Origin of the sequence: Rhizobium centroccidentale (assembly GCF_030182565.1) — a bacterium.
Classification (GTDB): Bacteria; Pseudomonadota; Alphaproteobacteria; order Rhizobiales; family Rhizobiaceae; genus Rhizobium.
Genome location: NZ_JAQJCG010000025.1, coordinates 37,332 through 64,301 on the forward strand (window position 1 = coordinate 37,332; position 26,970 = coordinate 64,301).

At 60.8% G+C, this 26,970-nt stretch carries 25 protein-coding genes; 21 read left to right on the forward strand and 4 right to left on the reverse strand.

The window, feature by feature from the left end; genetic code table 11:
- The first annotated feature begins 333 nt into the window (after positions 1-333).
- The 12 genes from PH562_RS25605 (at position 334) to PH562_RS25660 (ending at position 12,197) form a co-directional block, all read left to right on the forward strand.
- A complete protein-coding gene (locus PH562_RS25605; RefSeq protein ID WP_285176538.1) occupies positions 334-1,407 on the forward strand; it encodes an ABC transporter ATP-binding protein in 1,074 nt (357 codons plus the stop codon).
- 48 nt (positions 1,408-1,455) lie between these two features.
- Positions 1,456-2,355, forward strand: coding sequence for an ABC transporter permease (locus PH562_RS25610; protein WP_285176539.1), 900 nt, complete (start codon positions 1,456-1,458; stop codon positions 2,353-2,355).
- Between the two features lie 2 nt (positions 2,356-2,357).
- Entirely contained in the window at positions 2,358-3,203 is an 846-nt protein-coding gene (locus PH562_RS25615) for an ABC transporter permease (protein WP_113228532.1), read from the forward strand.
- On the forward strand, positions 3,203-3,955 hold the full coding sequence (locus tag PH562_RS25620; RefSeq protein ID WP_113228533.1) for an SDR family NAD(P)-dependent oxidoreductase: 753 nt from the start codon (positions 3,203-3,205) through the stop codon (positions 3,953-3,955). Before PH562_RS25615 ends, PH562_RS25620 begins: the two co-directional genes overlap by 1 nt.
- 13 nt (positions 3,956-3,968) lie before the next feature.
- Entirely contained in the window at positions 3,969-4,736 is a 768-nt protein-coding gene (locus PH562_RS25625; protein ID WP_285176540.1) for an SDR family NAD(P)-dependent oxidoreductase, read from the forward strand.
- A gap of 95 nt (positions 4,737-4,831) precedes the next feature.
- Positions 4,832-6,064, forward strand: a complete 1,233-nt coding sequence (locus PH562_RS25630) for an ABC transporter substrate-binding protein (RefSeq protein ID WP_285176541.1) — start codon at positions 4,832-4,834, stop codon at positions 6,062-6,064.
- Positions 6,065-6,142: 78 nt separating this feature from the next.
- Positions 6,143-7,246, forward strand: a complete 1,104-nt coding sequence (locus PH562_RS25635; protein WP_285176542.1) for an ABC transporter ATP-binding protein — start codon at positions 6,143-6,145, stop codon at positions 7,244-7,246.
- 33 nt (positions 7,247-7,279) lie between these two features.
- Positions 7,280-8,161: a polysaccharide deacetylase family protein gene (locus PH562_RS25640; protein WP_285176543.1), complete on the forward strand. Its 882-nt coding sequence runs from the start codon at positions 7,280-7,282 to the stop codon at positions 8,159-8,161.
- Between the two features lie 45 nt (positions 8,162-8,206).
- Complete coding sequence (locus tag PH562_RS25645) at positions 8,207-8,539, forward strand: glycosyltransferase family protein (RefSeq protein WP_285176544.1); 333 nt, start codon at positions 8,207-8,209, stop codon at positions 8,537-8,539.
- Complete coding sequence (locus PH562_RS25650) at positions 8,529-9,581, forward strand: CobW family GTP-binding protein (protein ID WP_285176545.1); 1,053 nt, start codon at positions 8,529-8,531, stop codon at positions 9,579-9,581. Before PH562_RS25645 ends, PH562_RS25650 begins: the two co-directional genes overlap by 11 nt.
- A 16-nt stretch (positions 9,582-9,597) precedes the next feature.
- Complete coding sequence (locus PH562_RS25655; RefSeq protein ID WP_285176546.1) at positions 9,598-10,815, forward strand: ABC transporter substrate-binding protein; 1,218 nt, start codon at positions 9,598-9,600, stop codon at positions 10,813-10,815.
- 17 nt (positions 10,816-10,832) lie between these two features.
- Complete coding sequence (locus PH562_RS25660; protein WP_285176547.1) at positions 10,833-12,197, forward strand: amidase; 1,365 nt, start codon at positions 10,833-10,835, stop codon at positions 12,195-12,197.
- 76 nt (positions 12,198-12,273) lie between these two features.
- On the opposite strand, the gene PH562_RS25665 is transcribed toward PH562_RS25660, so the two are convergent.
- From PH562_RS25665 to PH562_RS25680, 4 genes are all read right to left on the reverse strand, one after another.
- Positions 12,274-13,599, reverse strand: a complete 1,326-nt coding sequence (locus PH562_RS25665) for an MFS transporter (RefSeq protein ID WP_113228541.1) — start codon at positions 13,597-13,599, stop codon at positions 12,274-12,276.
- 334 nt (positions 13,600-13,933) lie between these two features.
- Entirely contained in the window at positions 13,934-15,124 is a 1,191-nt protein-coding gene (locus tag PH562_RS25670; protein WP_285176548.1) for an aromatic amino acid transaminase, read from the reverse strand.
- Positions 15,125-15,140: 16 nt separating this feature from the next.
- Positions 15,141-16,358 (reverse strand): dihydrolipoamide acetyltransferase family protein, encoded by a 1,218-nt coding sequence (locus tag PH562_RS25675; protein ID WP_285176549.1) that lies wholly within the window; start codon positions 16,356-16,358, stop codon positions 15,141-15,143.
- 2 nt (positions 16,359-16,360) lie between these two features.
- On the reverse strand, positions 16,361-18,439 hold the full coding sequence (locus PH562_RS25680) for an alpha-ketoacid dehydrogenase subunit alpha/beta (protein ID WP_285176550.1): 2,079 nt from the start codon (positions 18,437-18,439) through the stop codon (positions 16,361-16,363).
- Between the two features lie 118 nt (positions 18,440-18,557).
- Between PH562_RS25680 and PH562_RS25685 the strand changes: the two genes are divergently transcribed.
- The 9 genes from PH562_RS25685 to paaZ all read left to right on the forward strand — a co-directional run bounded on the left by PH562_RS25685 (position 18,558) and on the right by paaZ (position 26,967).
- Positions 18,558-19,037 (forward strand): Lrp/AsnC family transcriptional regulator, encoded by a 480-nt coding sequence (locus PH562_RS25685; RefSeq protein WP_285176551.1) that lies wholly within the window; start codon positions 18,558-18,560, stop codon positions 19,035-19,037.
- Positions 19,038-19,132: 95 nt separating this feature from the next.
- Positions 19,133-20,023, forward strand: coding sequence for a phenylacetic acid degradation operon negative regulatory protein PaaX (gene paaX, locus PH562_RS25690; RefSeq protein ID WP_285176552.1), 891 nt, complete (start codon positions 19,133-19,135; stop codon positions 20,021-20,023).
- Between the two features lie 298 nt (positions 20,024-20,321).
- On the forward strand, positions 20,322-21,326 hold the full coding sequence (gene paaA, locus PH562_RS25695; RefSeq protein WP_285176553.1) for a 1,2-phenylacetyl-CoA epoxidase subunit PaaA: 1,005 nt from the start codon (positions 20,322-20,324) through the stop codon (positions 21,324-21,326).
- Positions 21,327-21,355: 29 nt separating this feature from the next.
- Positions 21,356-21,640 carry a 1,2-phenylacetyl-CoA epoxidase subunit PaaB gene (gene paaB, locus PH562_RS25700; RefSeq protein WP_069061017.1) on the forward strand — a complete coding sequence of 95 codons (285 nt, stop codon included), beginning with the start codon at positions 21,356-21,358 and terminating at the stop codon, positions 21,638-21,640.
- Complete coding sequence (gene paaC, locus PH562_RS25705) at positions 21,640-22,422, forward strand: 1,2-phenylacetyl-CoA epoxidase subunit PaaC (protein WP_285176554.1); 783 nt, start codon at positions 21,640-21,642, stop codon at positions 22,420-22,422. Before paaB ends, paaC begins: the two co-directional genes overlap by 1 nt.
- Before the next feature lie 9 nt (positions 22,423-22,431).
- Positions 22,432-22,956, forward strand: a complete 525-nt coding sequence (paaD, locus tag PH562_RS25710; protein ID WP_285176555.1) for a 1,2-phenylacetyl-CoA epoxidase subunit PaaD — start codon at positions 22,432-22,434, stop codon at positions 22,954-22,956.
- 24 nt (positions 22,957-22,980) lie between these two features.
- On the forward strand, positions 22,981-24,057 hold the full coding sequence (gene paaE, locus PH562_RS25715; protein ID WP_285176556.1) for a 1,2-phenylacetyl-CoA epoxidase subunit PaaE: 1,077 nt from the start codon (positions 22,981-22,983) through the stop codon (positions 24,055-24,057).
- Positions 24,058-24,085: 28 nt separating this feature from the next.
- Positions 24,086-24,841 carry a Phenylacetic acid catabolic protein gene (locus tag PH562_RS25720; RefSeq protein WP_285176557.1) on the forward strand — a complete coding sequence of 252 codons (756 nt, stop codon included), beginning with the start codon at positions 24,086-24,088 and terminating at the stop codon, positions 24,839-24,841.
- A 68-nt stretch (positions 24,842-24,909) separates the two neighbouring features.
- Positions 24,910-26,967, forward strand: a complete 2,058-nt coding sequence (paaZ, locus tag PH562_RS25725; RefSeq protein ID WP_285176558.1) for a phenylacetic acid degradation bifunctional protein PaaZ — start codon at positions 24,910-24,912, stop codon at positions 26,965-26,967.
- Positions 26,968-26,970 lie beyond the last annotated feature (3 nt).

The following is a 26,970-nucleotide window of genomic DNA, read 5'->3' on the forward strand; positions in this document are numbered from 1 at the left end:
TTTGCCGCCAATTCTATGGGTAGGGCAGGGGTTGCCCGTCGATATCGCCGCCTTTCGCCAGTTGTCCCTCAATCGATCGTTACTTCGCGGTTCGACATTTTCTAGAAAAGTCTATTGAATACAAAAATCATTTATGTAATGCTCCCAATATCAAGGCGCTCGTCAGAAGCGTCGCAGGTGGAACTCTTTGAAACGCCAAGGAACATCTCTTTGACGCGCATGTGATCATGCGCGAGTGCAGGCTGACGTCTGACCGTTCGGATCAATGTGATCCAGGCGAAGGCGGAGCTTTGCCCGAAGGATGGTCCTTGCCTTGAAACTGGTGGGAATTCGGTGTCGACCGTTCTTCAGCTCAGCCAAGTCACCAAGTCCTATGGCGCGTCAGCCGCATTGGACAGGATAGATTTCTCTTTGCCCGACAACGCCTACATCTCGCTGCTTGGCCCCAGCGGTGCGGGCAAGACGACGCTGCTGCGCGTCATTGCCGGTTTCGAGGAGCCGGATGCCGGCTCGATCCTCTTCCATGGCAGGCGCCTTGATGGCGTCGAGCCGCATGATCGCGGCATCGGTTTCGTTTTTCAGAATTTCGCTCTGTTTCCGCATCTTTCCGTTGCCGAGAACGTTGCCTTCGGCCTGCGCAATCGCAAGGTCGATCCGGTGACGGATGCGCGCGTCCTGGCAAAGAGGGTTCAAGATATACTGTCGCTGGTCGGTCTCAAGGGATTTGACGATCGCGCGGTGACGCAAATTTCCGGTGGCCAGCGCCAGCGCGTCGCCTTGGCACGCACACTGGTGACGGAGCCGAAGATGGTGCTGCTGGACGAGCCGCTCGGCGCGCTCGATGCCAATCTGCGGGGCCGCATGCGAAGCGAGCTCAAGATCATCCGCGAACGCTGCGGCGTAACCTTCCTGCATGTCACCGGCAGCGAAAGCGAAGCCTTGGCGATGGGAGATCTCGTACTTGTGCTCGATCGTGGCCGCATCGCGCAGGCCGCCGCTTCGGATGTCCTCTACAATAGCCCGGCAACGGCCTCGGTCGCCCGCTTTCTCAATTGCTATAACCTCTTTGCCGGCGATGTGGTCGCGGATGCTTTCGTCGGACCGGCCGGTCGCTTCCCTTTGAATGGCTCGCGCCGAAAGGCGCCGCAGCCGGCTTATGCGATCCGCTACGACCGCGTTTCGATCCGCTCTCGCGATGCGGTGCTATCGGATGACGAAGTGCGCATCGAGGCGGATTTCATCGCCAGCGAATATTCCGGCGCAGCGGTCAATTCCTTCTTTGCGCTCGATGGCGGCCAGGTCTTCGAGGTCGAATCCCATCTGAGCCACGCCCGTCCGCCGGCCTTTGTCGAAAAGGACCGCTATGCGCTCGTCTGGAAGAAGGAGGATGCCCTTGTTTTCGGCTGATGTGAACCCTTCGAACCCTTCCACCGGACCCTCCAAGGAGAGCGAGAGATGACCATGGTCGCGACATCAGAGGAAGCCGTGCAGGAAAGCGCAACCGTGCGCCGGAAATCGAACAAGACGCTCTGGCTTCTGGCGCCGGGCATGATCTGGATGGTCGCCTTCCTCGTCCTGCCGATGCTGATGATGGTCTATGTTTCCTTTTGGACGCAGACGACCTTCAAGATCGAACCGACACTGACCCTGCAGAGCTGGGTCACCTTTCTGACAAGCTCTACCTATCTCGGGGCGCTCTGGACGACGATCCGCATCTGGCTGCTTGTGCTTCTGTCGACGCTTATCGTCGGCTATCCGGCAGCGCTCTTCGTCGGCCTTCTCATCAAAAACAAGACGCTGCAGACCGTGTTGCTCGTACTCTGCGTCATCCCGTTTTGGACGTCCTTCCTGATCCGAGTTCTCGCCTGGCGGCCGATGCTCGGCACCGAAGGTGCCATCAACATGATCCTGATGAATCTGGGCGTTATTCGGCAGCCAATCGAGATACTGCTGTTTTCAGAACTGTCCGTCATCATCGGCATGACCCAGATCTACTGCGTCTTCATGGTCGGGCCGATCGCCTTCATGATGGGTCGCATCGACGCCTCGGTCATCGAGGCTGCTCAGGATCTTGGTGCCGGCTTCTGGCGCATCTTCCGCACGATCATCCTGCCGCTTTCCATGCCGGGCGTGGTGGTCGGCGCGATTTTTGTCTCCGTTATGGTTCTCGGCGAATTCGCAACGTCCGCCGCCCTATCCGGCCGCAAGGTCAATCTGCTCGGCAATATCATCGTCACCCAGGTCGGCTCGCTGAAATGGGCCTTTGCCGCAGTCGCCGGCGTTGTGCTCACGATCATCATGGGTGCTGTTGTCGCAGCCCTGCTCAAGGTCGTCGACCTCAGAAAGGAGCTCTGATCATGAATGCTGGTGGCATCAAGCTCGGCCTGGGCGTCTACACGACCCTCTTCTTGATCTTCCTCTATGGACCGCTCGTCGTCCTGGCGATCCTGTCGTTCCAGACCGGTCCGGAGGGTGGTCCGCAATTCCCGATCATCGAATGGTCGATCTATTGGTATCGGCATCTCTTCGGTCTTACGCCGCCGTCGCGCATCGCACCGTTGCCTATCGATCAGGCGCTGATCCGCTCGCTCTCGCTGGCGCTGATGACCATGATCGTCTCGACGGTGCTCGGCGTCATGTCCGCCCAGGCCTTTCGCCGCAAGTTCCGCGGCTCGGGCGTCGCCTTCTATCTGATCGTTCTCGGCATGATGGTGCCGGGCGTGCTGGTCGGCCTCGGCATGGCGCTCGTCGCCAACGCCTTCGGCATCGACCGTCACTGGTGGAGCACGGCCTTCGTCCTGCATGTCGTCTACACCTTCCCCTTCGCCTTCCTGGTCATGCTCGCCATCTTCAACAGGTTCGATCCGAGCATGGAGGAAGCCTCCTGGTCGCTCGGCGTTACCCCCGCGCGTACTTTCCGCAAGGTCACGTTTCCGCTCATCTTTCCGGGCGTGCTCTCGGCGATGCTTTTTGCCTTCACGCTCTCCTATGACGAGTTCTCACGCACCCTGTTTGCTTCCGGCCGCGAGCTGACCTTGCCGCTTGCTATCTACGGCACCTTCTCCGTCGAGGTGCATCCGAACGTCTTTGCCTTCGGGGTGCTGACGACGCTGTTTTCCTTCGCACTTCTCGGCACCTACGCGATCCTGATGGGCCTGTCGGTGCGGCGGGCTAAGCGCGTCCGCATTCAGGAGGACGCATGATGGCTGAGAAGGCTTTCGCCCCGATCTCCGCCATTGTCACCGGCGCCGGCTCCGGTATCGGCCGCGCCATTGCACTGCGCCTCGGTGCTGATGGTTATGCTGTGCTAGTCAATGACCTCTCAGTTGAGCGAGCCGAGGCAGTCGCCTCGGAGATCAACAAGGCGGGCGGTGCGGCGACCGCGATCGCCGGCGACGTTGCTAGTCCCGAGGATGTGGCGGCGATCCATGCCGCTGCCAAGGCCTCGCATGGCGATGTCGCCCTTCTTGTCAACAATGCCGGTATCGCGCATCAGGCAGCCTTCGAGAACCTCGAGCTGGAGGATTTCGACCGGATGTTTGCGGTGCATGTGCGCGGCACCTTCCTGGTGACCAAGGCCGTCTTGCCGTCGATGCTGGCGCGCGGCGAGGGTGTCATCGTCAACGTCGCTTCCCAGCTCGGACAGATCGGCGGCATCGAGCTTGTTCATTATTCTGGCGCCAAGGCCGCGATCATCGGCATGACGAAGGCACTCGCTCGCGAGGTCTCGAGCCGGGGCGTGCGGGTCAATGCCGTAGCGCCGGGACCGATCAACACGCCGCTGGTGCGCGGTCTTTCCGAAGAATGGCGCGAACGCAAGAAGCGCGAATTGCCGCTCGGCCGCTTCGGCGAGCCGGAAGAAGTGGCCGCGACCGTGGCGTTCCTGGCCTCGCCGGCAGCAAGCCTCTTTGTCGGCCAGACGCTCGGTCCGAATTCCGGCGATGTGATGCTCTGAAGGAGAAAGGCAGATGGACTGTGCAGAGAAGCGGATTGTCATCGTCACGGGTGCGGGCATCGGTATCGGCCAGGCGACAGCAAAGGCGTTTGCGGCGCTCGGCGACCATGTCGTCGTCACCGATATCCTCGAGAAGGAAGGTGAGCAGACGGTTCATGACATTCTCACCGCCGGCGGCTCGGCAGAGTTTCATCTTTACGACGTGCGCTCGACGGAAGCCGCAAACCGGCTGGTCGCGCATGTAGAGGCACGCTTCGGCAGGATCGACATCATCGTCGCCAATGCCGGAATCGCCCATCGCACGCCGCTGGGCGAGCTCACCGACGACAAGTGGGACCTGACCATGGATGTCGACCTGAAGGGCATCTTCAAGCTGGTGCGCGCCGCCATGCCTGGCATGCGCGCGCGCCGATCGGGAAGCATCGTCGCGCTCTCCTCGATCATGGGCGTCGCCTATGGATGGGACGAGCATGTCCATTATTCGGCGGCAAAATCCGGGGTCGTCGGGCTGGTGCGGGGGCTCGCCGTCGAGCTGGCGAAGGACGGCATCAGGGTCAACGGCATTGCCCCGGGCTATATCCGCACGGCTCAGCTCCTTTCGGAAGAGAATTCGCTCGGCCCTGCGGGCGCGGAAAAGGCGGCTGAGTTCATCCCGATGGGCCGGCTCGGTGAGCCGGAAGACATCGCCGACGTGATCGCATTTCTCGCGTCAAACGGCGCGAGATACATGACCGGCCAAGTTTTGGTCGTGGATGGTGGCCTCCTCGTCGGGCGGTACTGATCGCCCCCGGTCCGGCAACGGCCGGGCAGGGCGATACGGCAATAAGCAGGCCCACCAAGGGCTCAGGGAACAGCAATCAGCACTGGAGAACAAAAATGTCCAAAATGGAAATGAACAGACGCTCTCTGTTGAAGCATTCCGCCGGCGTCATGGCGCTTGCGATCGGCGGCGGCACGCCGTTCCTGTCATCGCGAGCGGCCTACGCACAGGCTGCCAATCTCGCCAAGGAGCAGTTGCGCACCATCGGTCTTTCGGTCACGGTCCAGGAGCGTATCCTCGATGAATTCCGCAAGGTGAGCGGTGTCGGGCAGACTTCCGGCACGGCAGCGACCTTTCCGGACGCGCAGACCAAGATCCTGTCCGGTTCCAAGGATTACGATTGCTGGGAAATCATCGGCGAGCGCCTGCCGTCGATCGTCATGACCAACAATGTCGAGCCGGTTCCGGCCGCCTCCCTGAAGAACTGGGCCAATATCCGCGAGACTTTCACCACACCCTCCGACAAGTGGGAGCCGAAGCAGCAGATCGTCGGCCAGATCTGGGCCGATGACGCCAAGACCACGCTGAACATGGTGCCCGCGGTCTATAATTATGATTCCATCGGCTACAATCCGGACGTTCTCTCCGCCGAGGAAGCCAACACCTGGTCGGCGATCTTCGATCCGAAGTTCAAGGGCAAGTCCGGTCTCAACACCGATCCGCTGATCGCTTTCGGTCAGGCGATCATGGCCATGAACACGCTTGGCCTTCTGAACGTGAAGAATCCCGGCAACCCGAGCACGGCCGAAATCGACGAAGCGGCGAAGTTCCTCGTTTCGAAGAAGAAGGACGGGCAGTTCCGCGCGCTGTGGGGCGATTTCGGCGAGCTGGTCAACCTGATGGCATCGGGCGAGATGGTCGTCTGCGACGCCTGGCAGCCGGCCGTCATGGCGGTCAAGGCCCAGGGCAAGGCGTGCAAATATGCCGTGCCGAAGGAAGGTTATCGCGGCTGGGCGATCGGCCCGTCGATGATCGCGGGCACGCCGAACAAGGATGCCGTGATCGCCTACGCCGATTACTGGCTTTCGGGCGAACCCGGCATCACCGTTTCCGAGCAGGGCTATTACTCACCGTCGACCAATATCCAGAAGGTCATGGCGCCGGACAAATATGCCTTCTGGTACGAGGGCAAGCCGTGGGTCGGCGCTGCCGAGCGCGGCATTAAGGAAGGCGACCTGCGCGATGGCGGCTCGCTGGCGGAACGCGCCAAGAATGTCGCCTACTGGCATCAGTGGCCGGATGAATACGACCACCTTGTCCAGAAGTGGGATGAATTCCTCAATGCCTGATCCGATGGCTGCTGCCGGCCATCCTATGCCGCGCGGGGAGGCGATGTCCGCCTCCTCCTCCACGCCCGGAGATCTCTCATGATATATGATTTGGAACTCATCAATGTCGGCAAAGTCTATGACAATGGCACGCCCGCCGTCATCGACTTCAATCTTTCGATCAGGAAAGGTGAATTCATCGCCTTTCTCGGTCCGTCGGGGTGCGGCAAGACGACGACGCTCCGCATGATCGCTGGCTTCGAAAGCATTTCCTCGGGCGACATGATGATCAAGGGCGAGCGCATGAACGATGTCCGGCCGCAGAAGCGGCCGACATCGATGATCTTCCAGAACTATGCTTTGTTCCCGCATATGACCGTCCGGCGGAATGTCGGATATGGTCTCGAGGTCAAGGGCATGGCGAAGGCCGAGCGTGAGGCGCGGGTCGATCGCATCCTCGCCACCCTTGGGCTGGAGGATATTGCCGAGCGCAAGCCGGACAAGCTCTCGGGCGGTCAGCGTCAACGTATTGCGCTTGCCCGCGGCCTCGTGGTCGAGCCGGATGTACTGCTTCTTGACGAGCCGCTGGGCGCGCTCGATGCCAATCTGCGCAAGGCGATCCAGAATGAGCTGAAGCTACTGCAGAAGAAGCTTGGCGTGACTTTCGTCTTCGTTACCCATGCCCAGTCCGAGGCGCTGGCGCTGTCCGACCGCATTGTCGTCATGAACCAGGGCAGGGTGGAGCAGATCAGTCCGCCCGCTCAGCTCTACACGCGTCCAAACACGCCATTCGTGGCGCAGTTCATCGGCCGCAATACCATCTTCGAAGGCGAGGTTGCCGGCACCGGCGCCGACAACACTTTTGTCTCCACCGCGTTTGGCACGCTGTCGGGCTTAGCCAATGGCGGCCTCTCCAGCAAGGTCAACATCGTCATTCCTTCGGAGGCGATCGAGGTTCACGCGGCGGGCGGCTCTGCACGCGAGAATCTCGCGCGGGCTTTCGGCGGCAATGTGGTTGGCGCACGCGTCGAGCGCTTCGACGTGGTCGGCCATATCTCGCAAATCGGCATCAGCCTGCCCGATGGCCGAGGCCTGGCGCTGGAAGCGCATATCGACAAATACCGGCCCGGCGCCTTTCCCCCAGGCGCCGAGGTCATGCTTACCTGGGATCCGGCCGACGCGACCGTCATCCCGGCTCATTGATTACAGAAAACTCAAATTGAAGGAGGTCATCCCATGGCAAAGGAAATCTTGTGCAGTTTTGGCGTCGACGTCGACGCCGTGGCCGGCTGGCTCGGCTCTTACGGTGGTGAGGATTCGCCCGATGATATCTCGAGAGGCCTTTTTGCCGGCGAAGTCGGCAGCCCGCGACTGGTGAAGCTCTTCGAACGCTTCGGCATCAAGACGACATGGTTCATTCCTGGCCACTCGATCGAGACCTTTCCGGAGCAGATGCAGGCTGTGGCCGACGCCGGCCATGAAATCGGCATCCATGGCTACAGCCACGAAAATCCGATCGCTATGACGCGCGAGCAGGAGACGGAAATCCTCGACAAATGCATCGAGCTGGTCACCAAGCTTTCCGGCAAGCGTCCGACCGGCTATGTCGCGCCGTGGTGGGAATTCTCCAATGTGACGAACGAGCTGCTTCTGGAGCGCGGTATCAAGTACGATCACTCGCTGATGCACAACGACTTCACGCCCTATTATGTACGTGTCGGCGATAGCTGGACGAAGATCGACTATTCGCGCAAGCCGTCGGACTGGATGGTGCCGCTGAAACGCGGCCAGGAGACCGATCTGATCGAAATCCCGGCATCCTGGTATCTCGACGATCTGCCGCCGATGATGTTCATCAAGAAATCTCCGAACAGCCACGGCTTCGTCAATCCGCATCACATCGAGCAGATGTGGCGCGATCAGTTCGATTGGGTCTATCGCGAGATGGACTACGCCGTCTTCCCGATTACCATCCATCCCGACGTCGCCGGCCGGCCGCAGGTGTTGGTGATGCTGGAGCGGCTCTATGCGCATATGATCAAGCATCCGGGCGTCAAGTTCGTCACGATGAATGAGATCGCCGACGATTTCGCAGCCCGCTTTCCGCGCAAGAAATAGCCGGCGAGGCTGAATAACCGAGTGCATCTCAAGGAGGCGATTGTTATGTGTTCACTGTGCGGCGTGCTCGGTGGCAACGAGCACTGGACGGATGCCGTGGCACGGCCGGGCGTCTTCACCCGCAATCACGCAAGCTTCGACCGACGGCGCGAGCGCGCTGAGCGCGTGCGTGTCGCCAACGAGATGCTCTCGGGTTTCGGCCTTGTCCTTTCCGACTGGCAGGGCGCGTCCTTCGTGCTGTCGACCAGAACGGGCAGGAGCGAAATCATCGAGGATCTCGGCCATCTCTGGCCGGCGGCCGAAAGGCTCGTCGGCCGGCCCTGCGATCCGCTCGACGATGCCTTCATCGCCAGGATGGAGGCACGGCATGGTGATTGAAACCAGCGGCTTCCTGCCGATCAATCTTTTGACGGGCTTTCTCGGTTCCGGCAAGACGACGCTGCTCAAGCGCATCCTGGCTAATCCGGCCTTTGCCGATACCGCCGTGCTCATCAACGAATTCGGCGAGATCGGGCTTGACCACGATCTTGTTGAAAGGGTTGACGGAGAAATGGTGCTGCTGCGCTCCGGCTGCGTCTGCTGCACGGTGCGCGGTGACCTTGCCGCTGCATTGAAAGAGCTTTATTCTCGCCGCGAACGAGGGCTGCTGCCGCCATTCCGGCGCGTCATCATCGAAAGCACGGGTCTTGCCGATCCTTTCCCTGTACTCTCGACTATCAAGGCTGATCCGGTGCTCAGGCACCATTTTTGCGCCGGCAACGTCATTACGACAGTCGATGCGGTGAATGGGCTGCGTCAGCTCGACACCTATATCGAATCCAACAGGCAGGCGGCTATTGCGGATCGTTTGATCGTGACCAAGACCGATCTTCAGGCGGATCGTGGTGAAGACGACCTTCAGGCTCGGCTTCGAGCGCTCAATCCCGATGCCCCGATCCTGATCGCGGCCGATCCGGATCTCGATCTCTCCTCGCTTGTTGCCGTCCAAAGCGACGTCTCGCCAAGCGGCAGCCTGTCGCAGAGCGGCTTTTACTGCGAGGAGCCGGTACGGCTCGTCTCATCGGATGGTGCGCCGCATCAGGCCGCCATTTCCTCGATTTCGCTCATCATCGACAGGCCCGTCGATTGGACTGCTTTCGGGCTCTGGCTGACCATGCTGCTCAATCGGCAGGGGGAGCGCGTGCTGAGGGTAAAGGGCATCCTCAATCTCAGTGGCGAGGAGCGCCCCGTCGCCGTTCATGGGGTTCAGCATCTGGTTCATACGCCGGTGCACATGGATGGATGGCCCTCGGAAGACCGCAGCTCGCGACTGGTCTTCATTTTGGATGGGCTCGATGGCGCTCTATTGAAACGCTCCTTCGAAGCCTTCACACTGGCGCACGCGCCTGCCGCGCCTTACCCGATCGCTGCGGCGCGATGAGACAACCGGTATCTTTATGAACAAGCATGAATCCGTCGCCAAAAGCGTGTCTGCTCCCGCCCTGCATCTGAAGGGCCGGCCGCGTCTGCGCGTGCTCGGCACCGCGATTTCGCTGCTGGAGGAACTGCGCCTGCGCGCGCAGGACGATCTCGACATCGATGTCATCTTCGACAACAACGATTTCCTGACGACGCAATACAAGGCGGCCCGCGAGCCGGAAACCTACGATATCTACGACCAATGCTTCCACAATCTCGATATCGTCTGGCACTGGCGAGCGATCCAGCCTGTGGACACCCAGCGCATCGTGCTCTGGGATGAGGTCAACGATCTGACGAAAACAGGCCATATTGGTCCCAATCCGCGAATGGGGCTTGGCGATGTGCCGGCGAAAAAGCTCTTCGTGCAGCCGAACCTCGCCTTAGGCGATACGCCTTCACGCTTCATCTCGATGCTGCCGACGACGCATAATTTCGATAGTTTCGCCTATCGGACGGATCTGGCGCCCAACGGCGTCGGGATGCATTCCTGGGGGGCGCTCTTCGACGAGCGCTGGGCGGGGCGGGTGGCGCTGGTGGATGAGCCCGCGATCGGCATATTCGATGCGGCGCTCGCGGCTCAGGCGGCCGGGCTCATGTCGTTCGACGATATCGGCAACATGTCCATTCAGGAGATCGACCAGCTGATCGATCTCCTGGAGGAGCGCAAGAAGGCCGGCTTCTTCCGGGATTTCTGGAGAACGGCTGAGGATGCGGCGCGGCTGATGATCGCCGGCGAGACCAGCGTCCAGAGCATGTGGTCGCCCGGCATCGGCATCCTGAATTCCAAGGGTTCCCCCGTCGAACAGGCCGTACCGGCGGAGGGTTACCGCGCCTGGCACGGTGGCCTCTGTCTTTCGAAACATTTGAGCGGCCGCCTGCTCGATGTCGCCTATGACTATCTGAACTGGTGGATCTCCGGATGGCCGGGCGCCGTGGTTGCGCGGCAGGGCTATTACATTTCGACGCCGCAGCGCTCGCGGCAGTTCATGACCCAGGCCGAATGGGACTATTGGTATGAAGGGGCGGCCGCCATCGAAGACTTGCCCGGCCCGGATGGTCAGATGCGGATCAGGAAAGGATCGGTGCGCAGCGGCGGATCCTATTGGCAGCGCGCCAATTGCATTGCCGTCTGGAATACGACAATGGATGAGCACAATTATCTCGTGCGCCGCTGGATGCAGCTGGTTGGCTGAGAAGGAGAGCAAGAACTATGACACAGACACATCTCGGCAAGTCGATCGCGCAGCTCTCGGTCCTGATCCAGTCCGGCAGTCTCGACCCGGTCGCGCTGGCCGAGGAGACCCTCGACGCGATCCGGACCTACAAGGATCAGGCGATCTTTACGCGGCTGTTGGGAATGCGCGCGAAAGAAGAGGCGGCCGCTTCGTCCAAGCGGCTGCGCGAAGGGCGTTCGCGCGGGCTGCTGGATGGTATTCCCATCGCATGGAAGGATCTCTTCGCCATCGCTGGCCTGCCGACGACGGCCGGCTCGATTGTGCTTGCGGATGCGGCGCCCGCGCAGGAGGATGCTGATGTCGTCAAGGCGTTGAAGGCTGCGGGCATGATCGCAGTCGGCAGGGTCAATATGAGCGAATTCGCCTTTTCCGGCCTTGGCCTCAATCCGCATTACGGCACGCCGCTCAATCCCCTGGCAACGCATGTCAGGCGCATTCCGGGCGGTTCGTCCTCGGGGTCTGCCGTCGCGGTCGCGGCAGGTCTCGTGCCGGTATCGATCGGCACGGATACGGGCGGCTCCGTGCGCATACCGTCTGCTTTCAACGGCCTTGTCGGCTATAAGGCGAGCCATGGCCGCTACGGCATGGGCGGTGTCTTTCCGCTGTCGACGAGCCTCGATTCGCTCGGGCCTTTGTGCCGCAGCGTCCAGGATGCGATCTGGGTAGATGCCGCGATGCGTGGGCGCTTTCTCCCCGAGATAGAGCGCGCCGAAGCTGCCGGGCTTTCCATCGTGGTGCCGACAAATATCGTCATGGATGATGCGCAGGATGGTGTTCTTGCAGCTTTCGAGGCGACGCTGGCAAGATTGAGTGCCGCTGGCGTTAGAATCCGGCGAGCTGCCGTTCCGGCTTTCGAAAGGCTCTTTGAGCTGATGGCGGAATATGGGCCGTTGGTTACTGCCGAGGCCTTCGTGCTGCATCACCGGCGTCTGGCAGGACCGGAAGCCGATTCCATGGACCGGCGTGTCGTAGCGCGGACGCGCCTCGGAGAGAAGACGACGCTGGTCGGTTACCTGGAAACGCTCAAAGTGCGCGAGCAACTGATCAGGGAAGTTGCCGGCACGCTTGGGCCGAACGAGTTCATCGCCTATCCGACGGTTGCCCATGTTGCGCCGGCGCTTGGCCCCCTGGAAGCGGATGACGAGCTGTTCGTAAAGATCAACGGCAGAACGCTGCGCAATACGGCAATCGGCAATTTCCTCGATTGGTGCGGCGTCTCCCTGCCTTGCGGCACTGGTGAAGCAGGCATGCCGGTCGGCTTCCTGCTGTCGGCGCCGAAGAACCAGGACGAGCGGCTGCTGGGTGCGGCGCTGGCGCTTGAAGAGATCGTCAGTGGCTAACGTTGCGCGGTGGATTTGCCGCATCGTATCGATCCTCGCTCCGCGATAGTGGGCGAGGATCGAAAGTTCTCTTCCTTCAATGCGAACGGCTGCCACTGGCGGCCGGCTCGGCGTCGGCGATCCAGCGGCGGTGCGGGCCGAGTGCGATCAGCAGCACGACAGACAGGAAGCAGCAGCCGGCGAGGATATAGAAGCCGATATCGCCATTGCCTGTGGCTGCGTCGACATAGGCCTTGATCTGCGGCGAGGCGAAGCTGCCGAGATTGCCGAGCGAGACAATGAAGGCTATGCCGCTGGCGGCGCCGACGCCCCCGAGATAGCGGGTCGGCAGGCTCCAGAAGACCGGCTGCGAAGAGGCAAGGCCCGGAACCGCGATGCAGGCGGCAATCACCATTACCCACGGATTCATCGTCAGGCCGATCGTTCCTAGCGCGATGGTGCCGGCCGTCAGCATGGCGATGCAGACGATGCGATGGTTGTCATGCTTGTCGGCATAGACGGTGAAGAAGCGGGTTGCGAAAAGCGCGCAAAGCCAGGGTAGGCCGAGCAGCACACCGACCCAGGTATTGACGCCGCCGCCGAGCGCCTGTGCCAGCCGCGCCGGCAGGTAAAAGGTGATCGGGCCGACACCGATCTGGATGAACAGATAGATGCCGACGAAGGCGAGGACGCGCCAATCTTTCAGCACGCTGAAGACGGAGTGCTTCACTTCGGAAAGCTTGCTGCGCTCTTCCGCTTCAATGACGGCATTCAGCGCATTTTTCTCCTCCAACGTCAGCCATTTCGCTTCTGTTGGGCGGCTCGTCAGGAAGAAGAGGGCCAGGATGCCGACGACGGTTGCCGCAAGGCCTTCGACCGCGAACATCCATTGCCAGTTGGTAAGGCCAAGGACGTCGTGATGAGTGAGCAACCAGCCGGAGAGCGGTGCACCGATCACCAGCGATAGGGGGACACCGAGATAGAAGAGGCCGGTAGCGCGCGCCCTATGCTTGGCCGGGAACCAGTAAGTCAGGTAAAGCAAGACGCCCGGATAGAAGCCGGCTTCGCAGACGCCGAGCAGGAAACGAACGATGTAGTAGCTCATCGGTGTATGGGCAAAGACCATGCAGGCCGAGACGATGCCCCAGGTGATCATGATGCGGCTGAGCCACAGGCGGGCGCCGACGCGCTGCATGATGAGGTTGCTCGGCACTTCGAAGGTGGCATAGCCCAGATAGAGAATGCCGGCGCCGAAGGCATAGGCAGCATCTGAAATACCGGTATCGGCCTGATAAGCCACCTTGGCGAAGCCGACATTGGAGCGATCGAGAAAATTCAGGATCAGCATCAAGCCCAGGAAGGGCAGAAGACGAATCGTCGCCTTGCGCACGGCGCTTTGCAGCGCCGGATTGTCGTTTGTCATAGTCACTCCTCCCAAAGGCAGATGCCTCGCGGCGAGACCATCGCGGCCAAGACTGCCTTCATGCTCGAACCGGATCTCGATCTGGCTATTGACGTGACAGCCCAAGCTGGCCATCAGTTTGCATATACGCAGATTATATTTATGTATGAAAAGGTCAATAGGTGCGAAGCCGCACGCGCTTGATCCACTTGTGGGACCGCGCATGGCGTTCAGGCAGTAGTGGATCAGAGTGCTTTTGCCGCGTTGGATGCGCAGCAAAACCTACGGCCAGCGAGCCGATTAGCGCGTCCTGATGAGGCCCTTGCGTGAAACGCCGGACTAGTTGGGCGCATATTCAGGCAAGATATGGACCGATGCGCTCCGCGACGGATGCGACATCCGTGAGCCGCATCCCGGCCACGTTGATCCTGCCGGAATCCGGCATGTAGATGCCGTGTTCGGCCCGAAGCTGCCGGACATTTTCCGGAGAGATCGGCAGAAGGGAGAACATACCTTCCTGCGAAGCGATATTGGCGAGATCAGGACGGAATTTTGCAAAGGCTTTGGCGGCGGCCTGGCGGATTTCGACTATGCGGTTGCGCATTTTGCTGAGTTCATCGATCCAGGCCCGGCGCCGCGATGGGTCCTGCAGGATCGCGGTAACAATAGCAGCCCCATGCGCTGGCGGCATGGAATAGCTGGTGCGGGCATAGCTCGCCAGATTGCCGATGCCCTTGTTTAACGGCGCCTGCTGATCGCCGAAGAGATAGACCGCGCCGGTGCGCTCCCGATAGAGCGAGAAGGATTTGGAGCAGGAGACGGCAACCATAGCCTCGCCGACCGCTTCGATCACATTAATCATGCCGGTTGCATCTTCGACCCGGCCGTGACCGAGGCCTTGATAGGCATTGTCGAAGAGCGGCAGTAATCCCTTGTCGGCGACGATCTCAGCGATGTCTCGCCAATTCTGCGATGACAATCCCGCGCCTGTCGGATTATGACAGCTCGTTTGCAGCAGCACGGCATCGCCGGGTGCCGCGCTCCGTAGGGTCGTCAGCATCTCATCGATGAGAACGGTCTGCTTGCCGATATCGAAGAAACGATAGGTTGCGATCTGAAGGCCGACGCTGGCAAAGATTGCCTGGTGATTGACCCAAGTGGGCGTGCCGATCCAGATTTTCCGTCTCTTGTCGAGAGCAAGCAGTTCCGCGGCCAGGCGCAGAGCGCCGGTGCCGCCCGGTGTCTGAATTCCCGCCAGATACTTGCCACTATGGCGCTCGCCGAAGACTTCGGACGCTAATGCTCTAAGGAAAACAGGATCGCCTTCCGGACCGATATAGGATTTGGATTGCTGCGTTTCCCAGAGATGATGCTCGGCTGCCTTGACAGCTTTCATGACCGGCGTTCGGCCGGTTTCATCGCGATAGACGCCAACGCCGAGGTCGATCTTTCCAGGCCTCGGATCGGCCGCGAACTTGGCGATCAGTTCAAGCAGAGGATCGGGCTTCTGTTCCGTAAGGCTATCGAAAAACGCAGTCGTGTTCATTGCTCCTCCCTCGCTCTCATTGAGGCCAGTTCTGCAGAACCCGCACGAATTCCGTCAGCCAGGCATTCGTTTGATGCCCATCCAGGGAGCGATGGTCAATCGTCAGGGACACGTAGGCCATCGGGCGGATCTGGATCGTATCGACGCCGTCGATCTCCCGCACCACGACGCGCTTCTCGAGCTTGCCGATGCCGAGGATGGCGGATTGTGGCTGGTTGATGATGATGGGGGATGCGACCAGCGAGCCGGAAACGCCGTGATTGGAGATGGTGAAGGTTCCGCCCTTCAAGTCCTCGGCCTTGAGAGCACTGGAGCGCGCCCTGTTCGTCAGATCCTGGAGCCTCGCGGCAATCGCCTCCAACTGGAGATCCTGCGCCTGCCGAATGATCGGCGCGATCAGGCCCTTGTCGCCCAATGCGATGCCGACGCCGATATCGATGTCTTCGAATATCTCCAGGCCGTCATCGTGCCACTGGCTGTTGACTTCAGGTACGAGTTTCATGGCCGCAACGGATGCCGCCACGAAATAAGCGGTGTAGGAGAGGTTTATACCCTCGGCCTTCAGTCGATCCTTGTGGCTTTCGCGATGACGCATGATCGCCGTGAAATCGGCCTCGAAGATAGCGGTCACCTGCGGTGCCGTCGCCAGGGATTGGGTCATGTGCCTCGCGATCGAAAGCCGCATGGCGGAATGGGGAACGATGCGAGATTTGCCGTCAGCTGAAGCTGCCGGCGGGGTCTGTCCAGTCTCAGCCCGCTGCGACACCGGCGCAGATGGATGCGGCTTGGCGGTTTCCAGCGCATGATCCATATCAGCACGCGTGACCCGTCCGTCCCTGCCGCTGCCTTTGAGACCGGCCGGGTCGATCCCGTATTCCTCGGCCGCCTTGCGAACAGCGGGTGAATAATAAGCGGCGGCGGGACCTGTCGCAGATGAGGCCGGCTGTATCTGCAACGGGGCCTCGGTCGCTTGCGCTGCAACACCGTTCGCGTTTTCGATGCTCATACGTCCGAGGATCGCGCCGGGCGTGGCGTCATCGCCATCCTCCATCGCAATTTCGCTCAGAATGCCGTCGCATGGCGCCGGTATCTCCTGAGTCACCTTGTCGGTTTCCAGTTCGACAAGCGCGTCGCCTTCCCGCACATGATCGCCGATCCGCTTCAGCCAGTTTCGGACAACCGCCTTCGTGCCTTCCTGTTCGATCGGAGCCGTGATCTCGATGATACCAGTCATCCCTAAAACTCCAGGATTTCGGCAATGCGCTTGGCGATCCGCTCGCTCGAGGGCACGGCCCATTCGAGAAGAGCGGGATTATGCGGGCTCGGAATATCGGGCATGGTCAGACGCGAGATCGGCGCATCGAGATCCGTGAATGCCTTGTCTGCAATGACGGCGGCGATCTCAGCGCCGAAGCCCGCGGCTTCTAAGTCTTCGTGAACGATAAGGCAGCGATGCGTCTTGGCGACCGAAGCAAGGACGGCTTCCTGATCCCAGGGCATCAATGTGCGGAGATCGATAGTATCGGCAGAGATGTCTTCGGCCGCCTCCTGGCAACGCTGCACCATGGCGCCCCAGGTGACGATGGTGATGTCGCTGCCGGTCCGCGTCAGCTTCGCCTTGCCGAAGGGCAGCGCGAAGTTGTCGCCGGGATAGGGGCGCCGCGCCCAGGCATCATCGAGCATGGCCCGATGCTCGAAGAAGATGACCGGGTCGTTGCCGCGGATCGAGGTTCGCAGCAGGCCGACGGCATCCTCTGCATTCGATGGAACCGCGACCTTCCAGCCCGGCTGGTGGACGAAGGCAACTTCGTTGGTCTGGCTGTGCCAGGGGTCGCCGCATTTGAAAAAACCGCCGGGCATGCGCACCACGACGGGGGCGGCAAAACGGTTGTTGGTGCGCCAGCGAATAGTGCCGCAGTCGTTGAGCTGTTCGGTGGCCGGCTCGGCATATTTTCGGAACTGGATTTCGGGGATGGGGACGAGCCCGGCGAGTGCCATGCCCACGGCGCGGCCGATAATGCCCTCTTCGGACAGCGACGTGTCGAAAACGCGCTCGCTGCCGAATTTTTCCTGCATGCCGAGGGTGACGGCATGGACTCCGCCTTTCGGACCAACGTCTTCGCCGAACATGACAACGCGCTCGTTGATCGACATCTCGTGTTCGAGCGTTCTGCGGATGGCCGTGACCATGTTGATGCGTGGGCCGGATGTCTCCGGTTCGCTCGTCGTCGCCGGTGCCGCATAACCTATGGGATGCTGCCCGCCCATCGTCTGCATGTTGCCGTCGAAGAATACATGGCGGGTCACGGTGGAGGGATCTGCGACCGGTCGGTCCTCAGCAGTGGCGCGCGCGCTTTCGGCCATTTTGCGCGCTTCGCTTTCGCAGGCATCCCATTCCTGCATCGTCATCACGGCGGGAACGAGGAAATCTTTGAGGCGCGGCAGGGGATCGCGCTCCCATTCGCGCTTCACGGTTTCCTCGCTCTTGTAGGTCTGTGTGTCCTGGAAGCTGTGACCCTCAAGGCGCGGCACCGTCAGCCGCAGGAGAGCGGGCTTGCGCTCCTCGCGAACGAAGGAGACGGCTTCCTGCACGAGCCGGGCTGCTTCCGCCGGGCCGCAGCCGTCGCCATCGAAGATTGCGAGATTTTTCCAGCTTGCGAGATTGGCTGCGATATTCCCTCCCGGCGTCTGCGCAGTCGAAGGCACCGAAATGCCAAAGCCGTTGTCCTCGATATAGAACAGCATTGGCAATTGTTGCGTCGTGGCAGCGGTCAAGGCAGACCAGAAGCCATTCGAGGCAACGGAGCCATCGCCTCCGAGCGCGACGCCGATGTCCCGCGCATACTCCGGCCGACCCAACGTCGTCGTATAATATTTCATCGCCTGCGCCCAGCCGGCCGTCGGGGTATATTGCGCACCAACGCCGCCACACATGGGCAGGGCCGAGGCGCCGGAATGGTTCGGATAGTTGAAGACGACACCAATGTCGCGCCCGTCGGAATAGCCTCCGGCGCGACCCATGGCCGAGCCGAGCGCATCTGCCGGATCGACGCCAAGCGAAAGCAGAAGTGGCCGCGAGCGATAATAGCCACACGTCGCGTCGTGGAGGCCTGTCAGCTGCATTCCAAGGAGGATCTGCGCCATGTCGTGGCCGCGTGCGGAAAACTGATAGAGAACCTTCTTTTCCGGAACGAGACGCTTTTCCTCCATCTCGTCGAGTGCCCGGGAGAGGTGAACGAGATAGGCAACCCGGCGCCAATCGATGTGATCGTCGGGCGAGTTCCGCTCGTGGTTTTTGAAGGCTAGCTGGGCCATATGATCCTCCTACAGATGGCTCAACCATTTTAATTCAAGCGTCAGCACTATTCCTTTCAATTTTGCAGCTTTTGACGTAGAACCTGAAAGAAATATTTCATGAATGACGGATTCCTGAATGGAAGATTTCGATTTTGATCACGTCGACAGGGCGATTCTGCGCGTTCTGCAGGAAGAGGGCGATATCAGTCAGGCGGCGCTGTCAGAAAAAGTGGGCGCATCGCCTGCGTCCTGCTGGCGAAGGATCAAGGCGCTGGAGAGCGCCGGCGTGCTGGGCAGGACGGTTCGCCTTGTCGATCCGGACAAGATCGGCAAGGGGCTGAACGTCTTCTGCCAGGTCAAGATGAAGACCCATGATCCTGCGACGCGCCGCGATTTCGAGCAGTTCATCGCCAGCTATCGTGAGGTGCTCGAATGCTACTCCATGTCCGGGGAATGGGATTATTTGATCCGTGCCGTCGTCGCCGATGTCAGGGAATATGAAGGGCTTTTGATGCGAGGTATCCTGACCCATGAAGCTGTGCTGAGCTCATCGTCGCACTTCTCACTGAAATGCGTCAAATACACCACGGCGTTGCCGACGAACGTGTCGCGATAGGCGGCGAGCGCATCCGTGGCTCTGCCTGCGCTTGAATGCCGATAGTATCTCACGCTAATAGACCCTAACGATTGCAGATGCGGAGCAGGGTTGGAGTGTCGGCTGATAACGTCAAACTCGGCCACGATTTGAGCGAAGCGGTCGCGACGCTCCTTATTGACCTGCCGATAAAAGCGGCGAGTTTTATCGTGACGATCTACGGCGATGTCATCGAGCCGCGGGGCGGCGTCGTCTGGATCGGCAACCTCATCGAGACGTGCAAAAGCGTCGGGATCACCGAGACGCTGGTACGGACCGCGGTGTCGCGACTGGTGGCAGCCGGTCAGCTTATGGGCGAGCGCGAAGGGCGCCGCAGCTTCTATCGGCTGACCGATGCCGCACAAGCCGAATTCGTCGAGGCCGCCAGCCTGTTCTACGGACCGCAACCCGCGGTCCGCTGGCAATTTGTCCTCATCAACGGACCTGCGCCGGAAGAGATCATGCAGGGCCTTGAGCGGGAGGGTTTTGCCAGGCTGAACCCGCGTCTCGCAGTGGGAACGCATCCCGCACCGCCACTGCCGGGCCGCGTCGTCGTCTTCGACGCGCAGTTGGCGACTGAAAACGGCGCGTTGCGGGAGTTTGCCGAAGAGGCTTGGAACCTGCCACGCTTCGCGGAGGCCTATCGCGAATTCATTGCCCGGTTCGGTTCATTTTTCGAACGCGTCGGAAATTGTGCCGCGCTATCGCCGTTCGATTGCCTGATTGCGCGGCTTCTGCTCGTGCATCAATATCGCCTGATCATGCTGCGTGAGCCGCATCTTCCCAAGTCTGCGCTCCCGGATAATTGGCCGGGCGAGGAGGCACGGCGGTTGTTCGCCGATCTCTATCTGCTTTTGTCGAAAAAAGCCGATGCTTACGTTGGCCGCCATTTCATCAATGAGGCAGGCCAGCTTCCAGAGACGACGCCGGCAAGCCAGGCTCGGCTCGATCACCTCAAGGCCCGCTGAAGGATCAATCCGCTCAGGTACATAGTATGGAGGTTCGGCTCGCCACGTGCTTTTACGGCATTGAATGTCACAGAAAATTCTAAAAATTCATTTGTATTGTGACATATCGCATGCTAATAAATGACCGATCGGTCGGTTAATGTGTTTGCCGGTGGATCGCTGTTTCGTGGAGGAGAGCGAGAAAGAGGCTTATACTAGCGGTGCCGTGAAGCTTCAGCTTGGCTGAAGTCTTCAGGGCGACTGCAGGCTTGCGATCATTCTCGATCGCGCGGGAGGCGCGAAGACGGAGGAAAGATCAATGTATGCACAGATAGTGAAAACCGACGGCGCCCGCATCCGCTCCCTCGACGAGATGGATCCTCAGGAGCGCGCCTTTCAAGAGCGCGTCGATGCTGGCCAGAAGATCGAGCCGAAGGAGTGGATGCCGGAAGGCTATCGCAAGACGTTGATCCGCCAGATCAGCCAGCATGCCCATTCGGAAATCGTCGGTCAGCTTCCGGAGGGCAACTGGATCACCCGCGCCCCGACCTTGGAGCGCAAGGCGATCCTGCTTGCCAAGGTACAGGACGAAGCCGGCCACGGCCTCTATCTCTACTGTGCCGCCGAGACGCTCGGCATCAGCCGCGACGAGATGTATGAGCAGCTGCATTCCGGCAAGGCCAAATATTCGTCGATCTTCAACTATCCGACGCTGACCTGGGCCGATATCGGCGCGATCGGCTGGCTCGTCGATGGCGCCGCCATCATGAACCAGGTTCCCCTGCAGCGCTGTTCCTACGGCCCCTACGCGCGGGCGATGGTGCGCATCTGCAAGGAAGAGAGCTTCCATCAGCGCCAGGGCTTCGACATCCTGATGAAAATGGTGAAGGGCACACCGGCACAGAAGGCCATGGTGCAGGATGCGCTGAACCGCTGGTGGTGGCCGTCGCTGATGATGTTCGGCCCTTCGGACGATGCCTCCGTGCACTCCGCCCAGTCCATGGCCTGGAAGATCAAGCAGAATTCCAATGACGAGCTGCGGCAGAAATTCGTCGATCAGACCGTGCCGCAGGCCGAATATCTCGGCCTGACCGTTCCCGATCCCGATCTGAAGTGGAACGAGGAGAAGGGCGGTTATGATTTCGGCGAGCCGGACTGGAAGGAATTTTTCAACGTCATCGCCGGCAACGGCCCCTGCAATGCGGAGCGGCTGAATGCCCGCAAGCAGGCGTGGGACGATGGCGCGTGGTTCCGCGACGGCCTGACGGTGCATGCCGAGAAAGCGGCTGAGCGCCGCGCCGCCGCAAGGGTTGCCGCCGAATAGGCGTGCAGGATGATCAGGGAGTGAGAAACATGTCCAGTGAATGGCCGCTTTGGGAGGTTTTCATCCGTGGTCAGCATGGCCTCAACCACCGCCATGTCGGCAGCCTGCATGCGCCTGATGCCGAGATGGCGATCAACAATGCACGCGATGTCTATACGCGACGCAACGAAGGGGTCAGCATCTGGGTGGTACGGTCTTCCGAGATCACCGCCAGCGCGCCCTCGGAAAAGGGTCCGCTCTTCGATCCCTCTAATTCGAAGGTGTATCGTCACCCGACCTTCTTCGATATTCCCGATGAAGTGGGGCACATGTGATGACGACCCCTACTCTTGAGCCGGCGGTCGATCAGGCCGCTCTTGTCGAATTCCTCCTGCGCATCGGCGACAACACGCTGATCCTCGGCCACCGCGTTTCCGAATGGTGCGGCCGCGGGCCGGCGCTGGAGGAGGATATCGCGCTTGCCAACACCGCGCTTGATCTCATCGGCCAGACGCAGCTCTGGCTCGCTCTGGCGGGCGAGGTGGAAGGCAAGGGCCATTCCGCCGATGATCTCGCCTATCTGCGCGATGGCTACGAGTTCCGCAATATCCTGCTGGTCGAGCGTCCGAACGGCGATTTCGGCAAGACGCTGATGCGGCAATTTCTCTTCGACGCCTGGCATTATCTGCTGCTGAAAGCGCTGAAAGGTTCGACCGACCGGCGCATCGCCGAAATCGCGGAAAAGGCTTTCAAGGAAGTCTCCTATCACCTCGATCGCAGCCGCGATCTGATCATCCGCCTTGGCGACGGCACGGCTGAAAGCCACCGCCGCATGCAGGAGGCCCTCGACGATCTCTGGGCCTTTACCGGTGAAATGTTTGTCGACGATGCAGTTGATGCGACGTTGACGCAAGCCGGAGTGACCCCGTCGCTGCAGAGCCTCAAGGTTGGCTGGGACGAGATCGTCTCCGATACACTTACCGAAGCGACGCTGAAACGTCCGGCTGATGGCTACATGCACAAGGGCGGTCGGCGCGGCGTTCACACCGAGCATCTCGGCTATCTTCTGGCCGAGATGCAGTTCCTGCAGCGCGCCTATCCGGGCGCGGCCTGGTAGGAGGCGCAAATGGCGACCGCACTGCATCTTTCGGTCGATGAAATCTGGCACTGGCTGTCGCAGGTGCCGGACCCCGAGATACCGGTGATCTCGCTGACCGATCTTGGCATCATCCGCGATGTCCGCTGGCGAGACGATACGCTTGTCGTCACGGTGACGCCGACCTATTCGGGCTGTCCCGCCACCACGGTGATCAATCTCGATATCGAGCGGGCATTGATCGAAAAGGGCATCGATCGAGTGCGCCTCGAGCGGCAGCTGTCACCCGCCTGGACGACGGATTGGATCAGCGCCGAGGGACGCGAGAAGCTGCGCGCCTACGGCATCGCCCCACCGATCGATGGCACCGCTGCCGATGGCGTGCTGATGAAGCGCGTCGATCGGCTTGCGGGCCGTTCCAATCTCACGATTGCCTGCCCACGCTGCGGATCGACGAACACGGAAAAGATCAGCCAGTTCGGCTCGACGCCGTGCAAGGCGAGCTATCGCTGCACCGAGTGTCTTGAACCTTTCGATTACTTCAAGTGCATTTGACCCCAAAGGACGAGATCCGCATCCATGGCACGTTTTCATCCGCTGACTGTCACCGATGTTCGCCACGAGACGCGCGATGCAGTCGTCGTCACGCTGGCGCCTGCGGAGGATGATCGGGGCATCTTCGATTTCACGCAGGGCCAGTATCTCACCTTTCGCCACAAGTTCGATGATGAGGAGCTGCGCCGCTCCTATTCGATCTGCGCCGGCAAGGACGAAGGCGTGCTGAAGGTCGGCGTCAAGCGCGTGGATGGCGGCTGCTTCTCGACCTGGATCAATGAAAATCTGAAAGCCGGCGATACGCTGGAAGCCATGCCGCCGATGGGTGCTTTCTTCACCGCCATCGAGCCGGATATCGCCAAGCATTATCTCGGCTTTGCCGGTGGCAGCGGCATCACGCCGATCCTCTCCATCATCAAGACCGTGCTGGCGCGTGAGCCCCGCTCGGTCTTCACGCTCGTCTATGCCAACAGGCAGATCAGCTCGATCATGTTCCGCGAAGAGCTCGATGATCTGAAGAACCTCTATCTCGGTCGCCTGTCGATATTGCATATTCTTGAAAGCGAGGCGCAGGAGATCGATCTTTTCACGGGGCGGATCGATGCGGAGAAGTGCAAAGCGCTCTTCAAGAGCTGGATCGACATCAAGTCGGTTGCGACAGCCTTCATCTGCGGTCCGGAGCCGATGATGCTGGCGATCGCCGCAGCGCTGCGCGAGCACGGCATGCGCGACGACCAAATCAAATTCGAACTTTTCGCCTCCGCGCAGCCCGGTCGAGCTCGCCTGAAGGTGGAGAGTGCTGCCGCCGCCGATCAGGGAGCGAGCTGCCAGGCGACCGTCACACTCGACGGCGCGACGCGTGTTTTCAAATTCCCCAAGCATGGCCAGTGCCTGCTCAATGCCGCGCTCGAAAATGCAATGGATGTGCCTTACGCCTGCAAGGCCGGCGTTTGCTCCACCTGCCGGGCCAAGGTTCTCGAAGGCGAGGTCGAGATGGAGGCCAATCACGCGCTCGAGGATTACGAGGTGCGCCAGGGCTATGTGCTGACCTGTCAGTGCTACCCGCTCACCGACCGTATCGTTGTCAGCTACGACCAGTAGGTGCGTCCGCATCGAAGGGAGGAACGAGATGTCCGAGACGATGCCGATCGAGCAATATCTGCAGGAGGGTGGGATGCTCTCCTCGCCGGACAACGCGCCTCCGCGCTATCGCGGCGAACTCTTGCGTCTGATGGCGAGCTTCGTCGATAGCGAATTGGCCGGTTCCGCCGGCTTTGCCGATATCATCAACGATGCTCCAGGCATTCAGGAGCGCATCTCCGCCGCGCGCATCGTGCTGGAGAAGACCGATCACGCCGGCCAGGTCCTGAAGATCATGGAGACCTTCGGCGTCGATGGCGGCCGCTATGCCGTCCACCATCCCTGGGCGGCGCGACTTTCCCGCGATGCCGATATCGGCGCTGTTAGGCAGGGCGGCGATATGCGTCTTTCCGTCTTTCACTATCCGCTTCAGGGCTGGGTGGATGCCGTCGTCATGAACATGCTGATGGGTGCTGCCAGCGTCGTGCAGCTGAAGGAGCTGGCGCACGTTTCCTATCAGCCGCTTGCCGAAGTTTTCCGTGCCATCCTGCCGCGCGAGACGCGGCATGCCGAACTCGGCGCCGCCGGTCTTGCGCGCATCGTCGCCGATGACGAGGGACGGGCCAAGGCGCGGGCTTCGGTTGTCTACTGGTATCCCCGCGTCGCCGCGAGCTTCGGTCATGCCGACTCGGCACGCTTCGACACATTGTCGCGCTTCGGCCTGCGCCATCAGCCCAACGAAACTTTGCTGGCCGAATGGCGGGCTGATGTCGATGGGCAGCTCTCTGCGCTTGGATTGAATTGATCAGTTCCGGGAAGATGCATGACGGTTTTCCGCTCGGATCGCCGGAAAGATGAAGGAAGGAAATTCGGATGAACATCATGGCAAACCAGCCACGTCGGCTTGAAAGCTATGTCGGAGGCACCTGGGTCGCCGGCGCCAAGGAAGGCGTGCCGCTGCTCGATGCATCGACCGGCGTGCCGGTCGCTTTCATCGATTCCTCCGGTATCGATTTCAAGCAGATCCTGGCCTATGGCCGCGACAAGGGCGGCCCGGCGCTGCGGGGCATGTCCTTCCATGAGCGTGCCGCAATGCTGAAGGCGCTTGGGCAGGCGCTGCTCGAGAGGAAGGAAGAATTCTACGCGCGCTCGACGGCGACAGGTGCCACGCGTGCGGATAGCTGGGTCGATATCGAGGGTGGCATCGGCACCCTGTTGTCCTATGCCTCTAAAGGCCGGCGCGAGTTGCCGAACGCGCGCGTGCTGCTCGATGGCGATGTGGAGCAGCTCTCCAAGGACCAGAGCTTTTCCGCACAGCATATCCTAAGCCCGCTGCAGGGCGTCGCCATTCACATCAATGCTTTCAACTTCCCCTGCTGGGGCATGCTGGAAAAAGTCGCCCCGACCTTGCTTGCCGGCGTTCCCGCCATCGTCAAGCCGGCAAGCCAGACGGCCTACCTCACCGAACTCATGGTTCGCCGCATCATCGAAACCGGCCTGCTGCCGGAAGGTGCGCTGCAGCTCGTCTGCGGCTCGGTCGGCGATCTCCTTGATCATGTTGAAGGTCAGGATGTGGTGACCTTCACCGGCTCCGCCGCAACCGGCCAGCGTCTCAAGACGCACAAGGCGATCATCGAAAATTCCGTGCGCTTCACCATGGAGGCCGATAGCCTCAATGCAGCGGTCCTCGGGCTCGATGCGGCTCCCGGCACGGAAGAGTTCGACCTCTTCGTGAAGGAGGTCGCGCGCGAGATGACGGTCAAGGCCGGGCAGAAGTGCACAGCCATCCGCCGCGTTATTGCGCCCCGTGCCTATAGCGAGGCGCTGATTGCTACCTTGAACGATCGTCTCGGCAAGATGGCGATCGGTAATCCGGCCGATGAGACGGTTCGCATGGGGCCGCTTGCAAGCCTCGGCCAGCGTGAGGAAGTCCGCGCTCGCATTCGGAATCTCGCCACCGAGGCCGAGATCGTCGTCGGCGATCCCGACAATCCGCATGTCATGTCCGGCGATGCCAGCGCCGGCGCCTTCCTCAATCCGGTCCTGCTCTATTGCGATAAGCCGGGCTCTGCGCGTGCCATTCACGATGTCGAGGCTTTCGGCCCCGTCAGCACAGTCATGCCCTATGATACGGCGGAAGAGGCGGTCGATCTGGCACGGCGCGGCAAGGGCAGCCTCGTTGCCTCCGTCTTCACCAACGATCCTCATTTCGCCGAGGATGTCGTTCTCGGTCTCGCACCATTCCACGGTCGTGTGATGATCGGCAACCGCTTGAGTGCCAAGAGCTCCACGGGGCACGGCTCACCGCTGCCGGGCCTCGTTCACGGCGGTCCCGGCCGCGCAGGCGGCGGCGAGGAGCTCGGCGGTATCCGCGGCGTCAAGCATTACATGCAGCGCACTGCCGTGCAGGGCACTCCACGTCTGCTTTCGGCCGTGACGGGACGCTGGATGGATGGGGCGGACGCCCACGCCGACAGCGAGCATCCGTTCCGCAAATCGCTGGCCGAGCTCAAGATCGGTGATCAGCTCGTCACCGGCAAGCGCACGGTCACGCTTGACGATATCGAGCACTTCGCCCATTTCACCGGCGATACCTTCTATGCCCATATGGATCAGGAGGCGGCCAAGGCCAATCCGTTCTTCGAGGGACGTGTGGCGCACGGCTATCTTATCGTCTCTTTCGCCGCCGGCCTCTTCGTCGATCCGGCTCCCGGCCCGGTTCTTGCAAATTATGGGGTCGACAATCTCCGCTTCCTGACACCGGTCAATCCGGGTGATACGCTCCAGGTGCAGTTGACCTGCAAGGAGATCAATCCCCGCATCAATGCCGAGCACGGCGAGGTGCGCTGGGATTGCAAGGTAACGAACCAGCTGGATGCCGTCGTCGCGCAATATGACGTTCTGACGATGGTGGCGAAAAGGAGAGAGTGAGCG